Origin of the sequence: Aeromonas sp. BIGb0445, assembly GCF_024809075.1 — a bacterium.
Taxonomy (GTDB): Bacteria; Pseudomonadota; Gammaproteobacteria; order Enterobacterales; family Aeromonadaceae; genus Aeromonas; species Aeromonas rivuli.
In genome coordinates this window covers 531900-545225 of record NZ_JANUES010000001.1, presented here as the reverse complement: position 1 = coordinate 545225, position 13326 = coordinate 531900, and the positions used below count along the sequence as shown (strand labels likewise).

At 62.4% G+C, this 13326-nt stretch carries 10 protein-coding genes; 7 read left to right on the top strand and 3 right to left on the bottom strand.

Going from position 1 to position 13326, the window contains the following annotated elements; translation table 11 throughout:
- The first annotated feature begins 34 nt into the window (after positions 1-34).
- The 3 genes from M2367_RS02515 to M2367_RS02505 all read left to right on the top strand — a co-directional run bounded on the left by M2367_RS02515 (position 35) and on the right by M2367_RS02505 (position 3141).
- Positions 35-1087 carry an iron ABC transporter permease gene (locus M2367_RS02515; protein WP_259235662.1) on the top strand — a complete coding sequence of 351 codons (1053 nt, stop codon included), beginning with the start codon at positions 35-37 and terminating at the stop codon, positions 1085-1087.
- On the top strand, positions 1080-1850 hold the full coding sequence (locus M2367_RS02510; protein WP_042039520.1) for an ABC transporter ATP-binding protein: 771 nt from the start codon (positions 1080-1082) through the stop codon (positions 1848-1850). Before M2367_RS02515 ends, M2367_RS02510 begins: the two co-directional genes overlap by 8 nt.
- 61 nt (positions 1851-1911) lie before the next feature.
- A complete protein-coding gene (locus M2367_RS02505; protein ID WP_259235661.1) occupies positions 1912-3141 on the top strand; it encodes an MFS transporter in 1230 nt (409 codons plus the stop codon).
- Positions 3142-3293: 152 nt separating this feature from the next.
- On the opposite strand, the gene M2367_RS02500 is transcribed toward M2367_RS02505, so the two are convergent.
- Positions 3294-4172 carry an AraC family transcriptional regulator gene (locus M2367_RS02500; protein ID WP_259235660.1) on the bottom strand — a complete coding sequence of 293 codons (879 nt, stop codon included), beginning with the start codon at positions 4170-4172 and terminating at the stop codon, positions 3294-3296.
- 129 nt (positions 4173-4301) lie between these two features.
- Here M2367_RS02500 and manA point away from each other — a divergent pair, with 129 nt between their 5' ends.
- The 3 genes from manA (at position 4302) to M2367_RS02485 (ending at position 8925) form a co-directional block, all read left to right on the top strand.
- Positions 4302-5513, top strand: a complete 1212-nt coding sequence (manA, locus tag M2367_RS02495; RefSeq protein WP_259235659.1) for a mannose-6-phosphate isomerase, class I — start codon at positions 4302-4304, stop codon at positions 5511-5513.
- Between the two features lie 523 nt (positions 5514-6036).
- Entirely contained in the window at positions 6037-7938 is a 1902-nt protein-coding gene (locus M2367_RS02490; protein ID WP_259235658.1) for a PTS fructose transporter subunit EIIC, read from the top strand.
- Between the two features lie 204 nt (positions 7939-8142).
- Positions 8143-8925, top strand: a complete 783-nt coding sequence (locus tag M2367_RS02485; protein ID WP_259235657.1) for a hypothetical protein — start codon at positions 8143-8145, stop codon at positions 8923-8925.
- Between the two features lie 25 nt (positions 8926-8950).
- Here M2367_RS02485 and M2367_RS02480 read toward each other — a convergent pair whose 3' ends face one another.
- A complete protein-coding gene (locus M2367_RS02480) occupies positions 8951-10147 on the bottom strand; it encodes a MalY/PatB family protein (RefSeq protein ID WP_259235656.1) in 1197 nt (398 codons plus the stop codon).
- Between the two features lie 90 nt (positions 10148-10237).
- On the bottom strand, positions 10238-11809 hold the full coding sequence (gene malX / locus M2367_RS02475) for a maltose/glucose-specific PTS transporter subunit IIBC (RefSeq protein WP_259235655.1): 1572 nt from the start codon (positions 11807-11809) through the stop codon (positions 10238-10240).
- 316 nt (positions 11810-12125) lie between these two features.
- Here malX and malI point away from each other — a divergent pair, with 316 nt between their 5' ends.
- Positions 12126-13163 (top strand): Mal regulon transcriptional regulator MalI, encoded by a 1038-nt coding sequence (gene malI / locus M2367_RS02470; protein ID WP_259235840.1) that lies wholly within the window; start codon positions 12126-12128, stop codon positions 13161-13163.
- Positions 13164-13326 lie beyond the last annotated feature (163 nt).

Below are 13326 nucleotides of genomic sequence, written 5' to 3'. Positions count from 1 at the left end.
GCCCGTTGAGAGCGCCCGTTTCAGGATGGTTATCATGAATGATTTGGCTGCCCTGCAGCAGACCCTCACCCGCCAGCGGCAACGGGAGCGCCGTCGCTGGCACTGGCTGGCGCTGCTCACCCTGGTGCTGTGCATTACCCTGGTGCTCGACATCGCCACAGGCCCCTCCCTGCTGCCCCTTGGGGAAGTGATCGATGCCCTGCTCTCCCCCGCCCAGGCGGACTCCATGACCCGCACCATCGTCTTTGACATGCGCCTGCCCATCGCCCTGATGGCTCTGGTGGTCGGCGCCTCCCTCGGGCTTGGCGGCGTCCAGATGCAGACCCTGCTGGACAACCCCCTGGCCAGCCCCTACACCCTGGGGCTCGCGGCCGCGGCCGGGCTTGGCGCCGCACTGGCGCTCTATACCGGCGGTCTTGGTCTGCCTCCCCTGATTGCCATTCCGGCCGGCGCCTTCATCCTGTGCATGTTTGCCGCCAGCCTCTTGTTTGGTCTGGCCATGATGCGCAACATCAGCAGCCAGACCCTGATCCTGGCGGGCATAGCCCTGCTGTTCCTGTTTCAGTCCCTGCTCTCCCTGCTGCAGTTTCTCTCCTCCCCCGAGCTCAACCAGCAGATCATGTTCTGGCTGTTTGGCAGCCTGATGCGCACCAGCTGGGATGCCTTGCTGATCACGGCCGCCGTCACCCTTATCTGCAGCGGGCTCATCTACCGGGACGCCTGGGCCCTCACCAGCCTGCGGCTGGGGGAAGCCAGGGCCCGGAGTCTCGGGGTCAACGTGGACAGACTGCGCCTCAAGACCCTGATCCTGGTGGCCCTGCTCACCGCCACCGCCACCAGCTTCGTCGGCATCATCGGCTTCGTCGGCCTGGTAGCTCCCCACATAGCCCGCATGCTGGTGGGGGAAGATCAGCGCTTCCTGATCCCGCTGTCGGCCCTGTGCGGCGCCTGCATGCTGTCGGCCGCCTCGGTGCTCTCCAAGTCCATCATCCCGGGGGCCCTCTTTCCCATCGGCATCGTCACTGCGCTCATTGGCGTGCCCTTCTTTATCTGGCTGATCCTCGGCAAGGGGCGTAAACGTGCTTGAAATATCCCGACTCTCCCTCGCCATAGGCCAGCAGACCCTGCTGCGGGATCTGAGCCTCACCCTGCACCCGGGTCAGGTTCATGTGATCATCGGCCCGAACGGGACCGGCAAGACCTCATTGCTGCGCGCCCTCTTTGGGGAACTGACCCCGGCCGCTGGCGACATCCGTCTGGGGGGCCAGAGCGCCCGCCAGATGACCCAGGCCAAGTGGCGTCAGCAATTTGGCTACATGCCCCAGAATATCCAGCTGGAGCTGGACTTGAGCGTCATCGAAGTGGTGGTGCTGGGGCGCCTCGACAGCCTCTCCATGCGCCTCGCGGACGAGGATATCCTGGCCGCCGCCCGCGCCTTGCAGGCCCTCGGCATCGCTCATCTGGCGGATCGTCCGCTCTACTCCTTAAGCGGCGGCCAGCGGCAGATGGTGCTGTTCGCCCAGGTGCTGCTGCGCGACCCCCGCATCATGATGCTGGACGAGCCGGTCAGCGCCCTCGACCTTCACCACCAGATGCAACTGATGGAGCACCTCTGCCAGCAGACCCGGGAGCAGCAGTGGATCACCCTGGTGGTGCTGCACGATCTCAACCTGGCGGCCCAGTTTGCCGATCAGCTGATCGTGCTGGCAGGGGGCGATCTGCAGGCCTTCGGCCCCCCCTCCCAGGTGCTCGACGCCGACCTCATCGAGCGCCTCTATCAGGTGCCGGTGCAGATAAGCCACGATCAGAGCGGCATCCCCTTCCTTCGTACCCTGCGAAGACAATCATGACGAGACTTCCCATGACAGCGCCTGCGGCCTGGCCCGCAACCGGCCCCCGGATGCACGCAACATGAACGGCGCCTCCTACTGGCGGGACTGGCAGGGCATGAGCCTGGCCGCCCGCCTGCTCATCATCAATGGCCTGGCGTTCAATCTCGGCTTCTACATGATGCTGCCCTTCCTCGCCCAGCACATGGGCAGCGGCCTTGGCCTCGCCGGCTGGGCCTGCGGCCTGGTGATGGGGATGCGGGTCTTCAGCCAGCAGGGGCTGTTTTTGCTGGGGGGAACGCTGGGGGATCGCATCGGCTATCACCCCGCCATCGTCTGGGGTTGCCTGGTGCGATCGGTCGGTTTCGTACTGCTGGGCTGGGCCGAGTCCCTGCCCATACTGCTGCTGGCGGCGGCCCTGACCGGCTTTGCCGGGGCCCTGTTCACCCCCTGCGCCCAGGCCTATCTGGCGAGCGAATGCGACACCCCGAGCCAGCGCCAGCGCGCCTTCGCCCTGCACAACCTCGCCAGCCAGGCGGGCATGCTGCTCGGTCCCCTGGTCGGCCTGACTCTGACCCAGCAGAGCTATGCCCTGACGGGTATTCTGGCGGCTAGCCTGTTCGCCCTGCTCGGGGTGCTGCAGTATCGGGTACTGCCCAAACGCCCGGTGGCCAATCAGGCCCCCCGCGGCGCCATCTTGCGCCAATGGGGCACCATTTTGCGTCAGCGCCCCTTCATGATGTTCACCCTGCTGGCAGGCAGCTATCAGATCCTGTTCCACCAGCTCTATCTGGCCCTGCCCGCCCATATCCAGAGCCTGCCGGACGCCACCGAGCTGCTCGGCGGCGTGTTCACCCTCTCGGCGGTGATCGGCGTCCTGCTCCAGCTGCCGGCCTCGCGCCTGGTGGAGCGCCATCTTGGCGTCCCTCTGGCCATGGGGCTCGGCATCGGGCTGATGGGATTGAGCTACCTGGCCCTGCCCCTGTTGGCCCCTTGGCCGACGGCGGGGGTATTGGCGCAAGTGGCCCTGCTCTCCTTGGGCTCCATCCTCTGCTTTCCGCTCTTTGCCGCCCAGCTGCCCCGCTACGCCCCCCCCGACCAGCTCGCCAGCTATTACGGCTTCTATGCCAGCGCCGGGGGCTGCATGGCGCTCTTTGGCAACCTGCTGATCGGATTTATGCTGGGGGATGCGGGCACTCGCCCTAGCACGGCCATCTGGCTGCTACTGGCCCTCGCCGGGATCTTGGCCGGAGCAGGCCTCTATGCGCACCTGAGATCGGGCATGGCAGCCCGAGCCACCTCTTCGCCATGATGACTCGCAGGTGATCTGACGAGGCAGGTAGCCCTCATCTGGCGCCCGATATCAGCCTCATCCGCCAACCGGGAATGCGGCCAACAACCCCGCTACGGGTGCCCCGGGACAGTTCTCCCCCTCCTCTTTTCCATCATCACAGTCTGGGCCACTCACGCTCCCGTCAGGGGCTGGCCCTCCCCCTGAGGCTGGCTCAGGGCGCGGTATTGGGAGGGGGTCAATCCGGTTTTTTGCTTGAACACCCGGCAGAAGTAATTCACATCACCGTAGCCGCAGCGATTGGCCACCTCTTCCAGGCGGAAGCGGTACTTCTTGAGCATGAACTTGGCTCTGTCGATCCGCACCCAGCTGATGTAATCCGCCAGCCGCATATGACCCTGCTCACGAAACAGGTGGGAGAGATGACTGGCCGACAGGTTGAAGCGGTGGGCGATGGAGTCACGACTGATGGGGCGGTGAAAATTTTCCTGGATATAGATGCAGATACCATGAAACAAGTCCGCACCCCGGGGCCGCTCGGTCGCCGATGCGCCAAGCAGTTGCTGGGCACTGGTCAGCAGCGCCAGCAGCAGATGGTTGTCGGTGGGGGAGCGGCCGGGATCCTCGGTCAACACGTTGAGGGCCGCCAGAATATGCTCTGTCACATGACCGGCCCGGGCCATGATGCTGTGTTTTTGCACATCGAAGAAATCGGGATCTTCCCGGCGTTTGCTCACCAGGCTGAAGCCAAGCTGGCGCTTGCCAAACAGCAGGCTCAGCACCGAGCAATCCGTGCTCCACTGCGGCTTGTTCCAGCCGTTGGGCGGAATATAGAGCGCCTGCCCCGGCAATATCCGGATCTCCTGGCTGCCCTGCCCCTTGTCCCAGACCTGATTGACATACTCGCCGCTGAACACCAGCTCGAGGCGGGGAAAGTTGACCTGGTAGCTGAAGCTGGGCGGCACCCCCTGCTCACTGGCAAACCAGACTCGCTCGAAGGGGGCCTGCTCAGTGATGGCGTCGTCGAGCAGTTGGCTGAAGATGAGTGACATGATGATCCCGGTCAAGAGAGAGGCAAGCGATTGCGGCCGCCGCAACCGCCCATGTTATAGTCCGGGCCGGACCGTCAATTCCACCCTTTTCTTCAAACAACTTTCTTCAAACTAAATGAGGCGTCCCTTATGAGTTGTCGTGATCTTCCCTCTTTTCTGTTGATGAAAAACCCGATCCAGGGCTACGAATGGGGCAGCCGTGCCGCCCTCACCACCCTGTTTGGTATCCCGAATCCGGACGGCAGCCCTCAGGCCGAGCTGTGGATGGGGGCCCACCCCAATGGCTGCTCCGAGGTGAGCCTAGCGGGCGGTGCGCAGAAGCTTTCCGCCGTTATCGAGGCCGCCCCCAGCGCCGTGCTGGGTGAGGCCACCGTCGCCCGCTTCGGCAGCCTGCCGTTCCTGTTCAAGGTGCTCTGCGCCGAGAAGGCCCTCTCCATCCAGGTACACCCCAGCAAATCCCAGGCCGAAGCGGGCTTTGCCAAGGAAGAGGCCGCCGGCATCTCGCCCAAGGCGAGCAATCGCAACTACAAAGACCCGAACCACAAGCCGGAGCTGGTGTTTGCCCTCACCCCCTATCAGGCGATGAACGGCTTTCGCGCCATTCCCGCCATCCTGGCGCTGTTCGAGCGAGTCAAGCTGGCGGCTATCGCCGATCTGGTAGCGGCCCTCGCCGCCGCTCACGCAGCGGATCAGGGTGAAGCCGGGTTGCAGCACTTCTTCCACCAGTTGCTGGTGCTGGACGGCGCGCGTAAAGAAGCCGCCCTGGCGGGCCTGCTGAGCTATGCCGCCGCCCATCAGGATGAGGAGACCTTTGCCCTCATCACCAGCCTGGCCGCCCAGTATCCGGGAGACCTGGGCCTCTTCTCGCCGCTCTTGCTGAACGTGGTGACCCTCAAGCCGGGTCAGGCCATGTTCCTCGATGCCTGCACCCCCCATGCCTATGTGCGCGGCACCGGCCTCGAGATCATGGCCAACTCCGACAACGTGCTGCGGGCAGGGCTGACCCCGAAATACATAGACGTGGCAGAGCTGCTCGATTGCACCCGTTTTGTGGCCAAGCCGGACGATCAGATCCTGCTGGCCCCTCGCCTCGACGGTGCTGTACTGCACTTTGAGGTGCCGGTACCTGACTTCACCTTCAGCGTCTACCCGGCCGGTGGGCACCAGCTCATCACCACCAGCGCCGAGATCCTGTTTGCCATCGATGGCACAGTGACCCTCCAGCAAGGTGAGCAGTCACTGCGCCTCGAGAAGGGCCAGTCCGCCTTCGTCCCCGCCGCTACCGGCAGCTACCAGCTGCTGGCCGAGGGACGGGTCGCCCGCGCCGGCAATCGCAGCTAAGGGGTGCCATGACCCCCTGAATGCACAAGGGCCATCAGAAGATGGCCCTTGTTTTATCCACCCCCTCCCTCTTCTGCTGCGTGGATGTGCAGATCGGGTCGCTCGCCATCCATCGGATGAACCAAGGGTCTGTGGTGTGGCGCCGATCCCTCCCCGGGGCTGCCGACGCACAACAACAGCGCCATATCCTGTTACACCAGCGCATTTTTGCCACAGCGCTCACATTTTTGGCCGTGGTGATGGCACACAAATCTCCATCCTATTTTACCTGCCAACCATGGCATGGTCGCCTCACCCTTATTGTAAGTTCATTAACATACTGTTTTTAAACAATATTAATTAAATTCCTTCCCCTCAGCCAAACCATATAAAAATGCGAACAGGATCACAGGGTCCCCGCCTTGGCACAAAAATCCAGTAAAGGGCACATATGTCCGATATCCACATGAAGGCAAGGGCGAAACAATAGGCGGGTCAATTGTTACCCATCGCAACGGCTCCACGAAGGAGCCAGGAGACACATATGCTCACCTCGTTGATAGATGAAGGACTGATCTGCCTCGACATCGCCGCCAAAGACAAGCAGGGGCTGTTTGTCGAGCTGGCCGCCCGGCTCAAGGCCAGCGGCAAGATTGCCAATCAGGACCAGTTCGTACGCGACCTCTGGGCACGGGAAAATCTCGACAACACCGGCTTCGAGCAGGGGGTCGCCCTGCCCCACGCCAAGAGCGAGGCGGTACTCCAGCCCGCCATCGTCATCGGCATCAGCCGGCAGGGGATAGACTACGGCGCCGAAGATGGCTTGCCCTCCAAGCTGTTCTTCATGATTGCCTCCCCCGCAGGCGGCGCCAACCACCATATCGAGGTGCTGGCCGAGCTCTCCACCAAGCTGCTGGAGCCGGGCTTTATCCCGCAGGTGCAGGCGGCCAGCAGCAAGGCCGAGGTGCTCAAACTGCTGGCGGCCCAGGCTCCCACCAGTGCGGCCGGCAACAAGCCAGCCCAGATCAGGGCGCCGCAACCCAGCGTGCCTGAGCCCCAGGATCGCAGCATCAAGGCCCAGCTCGGCACCCTCAAACAGCACCTGCTGTTCGGCACCTCCCACATGATCCCCTTCATCGTCGCGGGGGGCGTCTTGCTGTCGCTATCGGTGATGATGAGCGGCAAGGGCGCGGTGCCCGAGGCCGGGGTGCTCAAGGACATGGCCGACATGGGCATCGCGGGGCTGACGCTCTTCACCGCCGTGCTCGGCGGCTACATCGCCTACTCCATGGCGGACAAACCGGGCCTGGCGCCCGGCATGATCGGCTCCTGGATCGCGGTGCAGCAGTTCCACACCGGTTTTCTCGGCGCCATCCTGGTGGGCTTCATCGCAGGCCTCATCGTCAATCAGCTCAAACGCATAAAACTACCGGATTCCATGAGTTCGCTCGGCTCCATCTTCATCTATCCGCTGATCGGCACCTTCCTGGTGTGCGGCATAGTGATGTGGGTGATAGGCGCCCCCATCGCCGCCATGATGGACGGGATGAACCACTGGCTCTCCAGCATGGCAGGCTCAGGCAAGGTGATGCTGGGCGCCATCCTGGGTGGCATGACCGCCTTCGACATGGGCGGCCCGGTCAACAAGGTCGCCACCCTGTTCGCCCAGACTCAGGTCAACACCCAACCCTGGCTGATGGGCGGTGTCGGCATCGCCATCTGCGTACCGCCGCTCGGCATGGCGCTGGCCACCCTGCTCTCGCCCCGTCGTTACAAGAAAGAGGAGCGTGAAGCGGGCAAGGCGGCCGCCATCATGGGCATGATCGGCATCAGCGAGGGGGCCATTCCCTTTGCCGCCGCCGACCCGGTGCGCGTCATCCCGGCAATCGTCGCAGGCGGCATCGTCGGCAACATCACCGGCTTCATGATGCACAGCATCAACCACGCCCCCTGGGGCGGCTGGATAGTGCTGCCTGTGGTGGAAGGCAAGATGGGCTACATCCTGGGCACCCTGCTCGGTGCCCTGACCACGGCCCTCATCGTCAATGCGCTGAAAAAACCGGTGACCGAAGATGAAGAGATCACCACCGCCGACACCGACTACCAGGCCATCGAAGCGGAAGGGGAAGCAGAAGTGCTCGCCATCACCGCCTGTCCCTCAGGGGTGGCCCACACCTTCCTCGCCGCCAAGAGCCTGCAAAAGGCGGCCGCCAAACAGGGGATCAAGCTGAAAGTCGAGACCCAGGGCGCCAACGGCATCATCAACCGCATCACCGCCAAGGACGTGGCCAACGCCCGCTACGTCATCCTGGCCCACGATGTGGCCATCAAGAACCGGGAGCGTTTCAAGGACATCGAGATCATCGATGTGAAGACCAAGGAGGCCATCCACAATCCGGAAGGGTTGCTGGCCCGCACCCTGGCAGAGAGCAGCAAGGTTGCCTGATCCCGCCAATCACAGACTGATCATGTCGAAATAAAAAGGGGCCTTTTGGCCCCTTTAGTTATGTTTTATGCAAGCATCATCGATGCTCCTCATCACCGAAAAGGCAGCAATCAAGCTCCGGCTCCACCAATGGATGCGGGCGGCAGAACCTGTGGGCTGAGATCAACACAGTGCGGAACAATCTGATTAGAAAGGAGGTTAGCGATGGATCAGGATATGGCGATCCTGCATAGAAAGTGGCTCAAGAAACATCTGCAAGAGCTGCGAGCTTCAAAGGACGAGGATGAAGAGAAAGGAGGCATGCTGCATTTCGTCGGTATTCTGTGCGCGGCTATCCCGCTGCTGACAGCGGCCATTTACGTTGTGGGAATGCGTTATTACCACGGCTACCTGAGTCAGTTCGGGCTGGATAGCACCGAGCTTTCACTCCCAGCAGACGTCACACTTCTCTACGGTTTTCACCTGCTTATCAAACTGTTTCTGCCCTATATATTTCCCCTTGTCTTGGCAGTTGGGACGCTGTTTGTGGTGCTCTCCTTTCTGTTTTTCAAAGTGAAGTGGCGACTGACACTCTCCTGGTGGCTGGTTCGCTGTTTCGTGCTGCTTCCCATCGTGCGAAAAGGAGGCAAGATTGCTCATCAATATCCGGCTCCCTTCACTTTCAATTGCTTGATTTGGCTAAAAAGCGCTTACCTCAAATTCGCTGTTTTTATTCTTCCCCCCTTGTTGGTCATCATGGCATCAGAACATATCAAGCCGATGGGAGCAGAGCTGGCGCGCAACCAGATCGAAAAAGTTGAAAAGGGCAGCTGGCCGACGACAGAGGCCCATAGTCAGTCACCTTTGCTCGGTGACGAGCCCCATATCCGCATCGCCTGCAACGCCGCCCACTGCGCCTATCGCCTCAAGGGGGGCGACACCCTGATCCTGCGCTTCGATCAGATTGAGCAGACCCGTTATCAGCCTGAAAAGACGGCCTCGAAATGAACAAGCCGCCCCGAGGCGGCTTGATTCATCTGGCGTGCAACTCCCTCAGCGCGCTTATCAGAGCATCGAGCCCCTTGTCGAGTTTTTGCCTGGAGCAACCCACATTGAGGCGGATAAAGCCTGTTCCCTCGGGGCCGTAGGTGTCGCCGCGCATGATGGCGACCCGGTATTTCTCCACCAGCAAGCTTTGCAGGGCATCCATCTTTTCCGCCCTGTCGATGCCGAGTCCGTTGAGATCAATCCAGGCGAGATAGGTGCCCTCGGGCACTTGGTAGTCGATGGCCGGGAAGGCGGCATTGAGCCGCTCGGCAACGTGCGCCAGATTGCCATGCAGGTGGCGCTTCAGGGCATCGAGCCAGCCATCGCCATCCCGGTAGGCGCTGATATGGGCCAGGATGCCGAGAATGGGGGGGGAGGAGAGGCCATGGGCGGCCTTGAGTTGCCGTAAATACCCTTCCCGGCTCGTCACCTCAGGGATAAAGGCATAGGCGCCGCCAAGGGCCGGAATATTGAAGGATTTCGAGCCCGAGCTGACCTGCGCCCAACTGTCATCTGGCGCCACCTCGCTCCAGGGCAGGTAGGGGGTAAAGCTTATATCCATATGGATGTCGTCCGAGATCACCTTGACCCCGTGGCGCTGGCAGATGTCTGCCATGCGGGACAGTTCATCCCGGCTCCAGACCCGGCCTGTGGGATTGTGGGGGCTGCACAGCAGCAGGATGCGGCAATCGGGGCGGGCCGCCTGTTGCTCAAAACAGACCCAGTCGATCTGATAACGCCCCTCCCTCTTTTGCAGCGGGCAGGAAAGCAATACCCGATCGCTGGCCGCCAGCATATTGCCGAAGGCGTCGTAGGCGGGGGTGTGCACCAGCACGCCCTCCCCCGGCGCCGACCAGAGGCTCACCAACTGAGCGACCACATAGATGACCGAGGGGCCATAGACCAGGGTCTCGGGGTCGAGGCTGGCGCCATGACGGCGGGCAAACCAGCCGCTCACCGCCCCCTTGAAGTCACTGTGGTTCCAGCGGCTGTAGCCAAACACCCCGTGTTCCAGCCGCTTGGCCAGCGCCGCGCGTATGCAGGGGGCTGTCTCAAGATCCATGTCCGAGATGGTGAAGGGGAGCAAGTCGGCATGGCCGAAACGGTCTGCCACATAGTCCCACTGGGTACAGTAGGTGCCGTGGCGATCGACCGGGCGCTCGAAGTCATAAGTCTCATGCATGCTATTTCTTTCTCCATCAATGCGGCGAATGGCCAGGAAGAATGGATAAGGGGGCATCAGCCCCCGACATTATCTTGCTGGCGCGGACGATCAGGTCCCCATCAGGCTCTGCAGCTGGTTTTTCACCAGGTGCACCTGAGGGCCTATCACCACCTGCAGGTTGTGCTCGTCGAGCTTGATCACCCCGATGGCGCCATTGGCTTTGAGCAGCTTGTCATCGACCCGGCTCATGTCCTGCACCGACATCCGCAGCCGGGTGATGCAGTTGTCCAGCGCCAGTATGTTGTCGGCGCCCCCCAGGGCATTGAGGATGATCTCGCCGTTGTAACCGCTGCTGCCCACGGGTTTGCCCGCCGGTTGCGGGGCGTCGTTGCTCTCAATCTCGCGGCCCGGGGTCTTGAGGTTGAAGCGGACGATGGCAAAGCGGAACACGCCGTAGTAAACGGCAAACCAGATCGCGGCGACCACGGGCACCAGATACCACTTGGTCGCGGTGCCCTGCAGCACCCCGAACACCAGAAAATCGATGAGGTTGCCATCGGTGTTGCCGATGGTGACCCCCAGGAGCCCCATGGTCATGAAACCCAGACCGGTCAGGATGGCGTGGATGAAGTAGAGCACCGGCGCCACGAACAGGAACAGGAACTCCAGCGGCTCTGTGATGCCACCGATGACGCAGGCCACCACCCCGGACACCAGCAGCGCCTTGATCTTGCCGCGATTCTCCGGTCGGGCGCAGTGATACATGGCCAGTGCCGCCCCCGGCAGGCCGCCGAGGAAGGCGGGCATCTTGCCCTGTGACAGGAAGGAGGTGGCGGAGACCGAGAAGCCGGTGGTGTCGGCGCAGGAGAGCTCGGAGTAGAAGATGTTGAGGGCGCCGCTCACCTCGTTGCCGCACACCAACTGGGTGCCGCCCGCTTCGGTGAAGCGAATGAGCGCCACCAGAATGTGGTGCAGGCCGAGCGGCAACAGCAGACGCTCACCGGTACCGAACAGGAAGGGACCGAAGGGGCCTGCGTGGGAGATGACGGCACCGATGCCGTTGATACCGGCGGCGAACCAGGGCCAGACCAGAGGCACCACCAGACCGACCACCCCCAGTACCAGCGCCGTGATGATGGGCACGAACCGGGCACCGCCGAAGAAGGCCAGCGCATCCGGCATCCGGTAGGTGTAGAAACGGGCATGCAGCTTGGCGACGATGACCCCGACGATGATGGCCCCCAGAATACCGGTATCGATGGAGCTGATACCGAGGATCGATTTCACCCCGTAGGCTTTCTCCGCCGCCCCGTCACCGATCACATTGGCCACCGTCAGGTAGAAGTTGATGGAGAGGTTGAGCGCCGCATAACCGACGAAACCGGCAAAGGCTGCCACCCCCTTCTCTTCCCGCGCCAATCCGAGCGGAATGGCGACCGCAAACATCACCGGCAGATAGATGAAGGCCACCAGCCCCACCTTGGTCATCCAGAGGAAGAGCAGCTGCAACACCATGTTGTCGAGGAAGGGCATGCTCTGCTTCACCGCATCGCTGGTGAGGGAGCTGCCGACCCCGAGCAGGATGCCGGAGAAGGCGAGCAGGGCCACCGGCAGCATAAAGGTCTTGCCGAGGCTCTGCAGGAACTCCCATATCGTGGATTTGGCGGGGGACTTGGCCATGTGACGGATCCTTGTGAGTTGAAGGTCAGGTCCCGATGTCGCTCTTCTTCACCCCCCTGGTTGATAAACGCAAGCAGGGGCGGAGTCCCATCAGGTTTTATGGATGATAAAACGTTTTATCAACTCACAAGTGCCGACAAGATCACAGAATCATGGGCAAAGATGGCAGCCTGTCGCAAATCTGTGAGGCAGATCCATGCCCGCGGGATGTAACGTTTCACTTGGGGATATGAGGGGTTATGCTGTGGCTATCTGATCTCTTGTCCCTGGCTGCAACGCGCGCTCTATGTCGTCACACTCCATGCCATCCAATCCTATGTCGCCCAGACCGCAAGCTGCGAAACTGGCCAAAATCACCGACGTGGCAGAGCTGGCGGGGGTCTCGGTCACCACAGTCTCCATGGTGCTCAACGGCAAGGGGCGTATCTCCCCCGCCACCGCAGAGCGGGTGCAGCAGGCCATCAGGCAACTCGATTATGTGCCCAACAGCGCCGCCGCCAACCTGCGCAGCCAGCACTCCAATCTGGTGGGCTTGATCCTGCGCGACATCACCGACCCCTTCTATACCGAGGTGACCGCCGGGGTGAGCGAGGTGCTGGAGCAGCAGGGCTATCTGCTGTTTCTGACCCAGTGCGGCCACAGCCCGGAGCGGTTGCAGCAGAGCATCCAGTCCCTGTCGCGCCAGGGGGTGGCTGGCATCATCTTCAATCCGGTGCGCGGCGCGGCGGCCAAGACGCTGCAGACCCTGCTCGACTCGCAATTGCCGGTGGTGTGCGCCGCCCGCTCCTACTATCGCGATGACGTGGACTTTATCGGCCCGGACAACAGCCACGCCGCCCAGCAGGCCACCACCTATCTCATCGAGCAGGGTCATCGCCATATCGCCTACGTGGGGGGACGGGCCGACTCCCTGGCCCGCGCCGAGCGGATCGGCGGCTACTGCGCCAGCCTGCTGCAATACGGCCTGCCCTTCAAACCCGAGTGGATATTGGAGTGCGAGCGCACCCAGCGCAGCGCCGCCGACACCATAGCCCAGCTGCTGCATCAGCATCCCAAGGTGACCGCCATCCTCTGTCACTATCCCGAGGTGGCGCTGGGGGGCATCTACGGGGTGGAGGCGAGCGGGCGCAGCGTCGGCAAGGACAACTACATCGGCCAGCAAGTGGCGCTGCTCGGCTTTGACGACGTGGCGGAGGCGGAACTCACCTCCCCCGCCCTCACCTTCGTCAGCTCACCGGCCCGGGAGATTGGCCGCCAGGCCGCCCAGCGGCTGCTGGCCCGGATGCAGCAACCGGATCTCGCCCCCAACCGCCATATCATCACCCCCAACCTGCAAAAACGAGAATCGGCCTGAGGCTCAGGCAAGGCTTCCTGGCTGCCCATGCGCTGGCACCAGCGCGTCATCCCCTGGCCGTGCAGACCGAGCTCAAGAGGCGCCCTCCCCCCATGGCTGACTCCCCCACATTGGGGGTTGAGAGGCCAGTGAATAAACCTATGATGGGCGCGCCATCCAGAGC

Excerpts from the sequence above, each read along its gene's own strand:
- M2367_RS02515 (WP_259235662.1), top strand. The coding sequence starts at position 35 with ATGAATGATTTGGCTGCCCTGCAGCAGACCCTCACCCGCCAGCGGCAA.
- M2367_RS02505 (WP_259235661.1), top strand. The coding sequence starts at position 1,912 with ATGAACGGCGCCTCCTACTGGCGGGACTGGCAGGGCATGAGCCTGGCC.
- M2367_RS02500 (WP_259235660.1), bottom strand. The coding sequence starts at position 4,172 with ATGTCACTCATCTTCAGCCAACTGCTCGACGACGCCATCACTGAGCAG.
- malX (WP_259235655.1), bottom strand. The coding sequence starts at position 11,809 with ATGGCCAAGTCCCCCGCCAAATCCACGATATGGGAGTTCCTGCAGAGC.
- manA (WP_259235659.1), top strand. The coding sequence starts at position 4,302 with ATGAGTTGTCGTGATCTTCCCTCTTTTCTGTTGATGAAAAACCCGATC.
- M2367_RS02490 (WP_259235658.1), top strand. The coding sequence starts at position 6,037 with ATGCTCACCTCGTTGATAGATGAAGGACTGATCTGCCTCGACATCGCC.
- malI (WP_259235840.1), top strand. The coding sequence starts at position 12,126 with ATGTCGCCCAGACCGCAAGCTGCGAAACTGGCCAAAATCACCGACGTG.
- M2367_RS02480 (WP_259235656.1), bottom strand. The coding sequence starts at position 10,147 with ATGCATGAGACTTATGACTTCGAGCGCCCGGTCGATCGCCACGGCACC.
- M2367_RS02485 (WP_259235657.1), top strand. The coding sequence starts at position 8,143 with ATGGATCAGGATATGGCGATCCTGCATAGAAAGTGGCTCAAGAAACAT.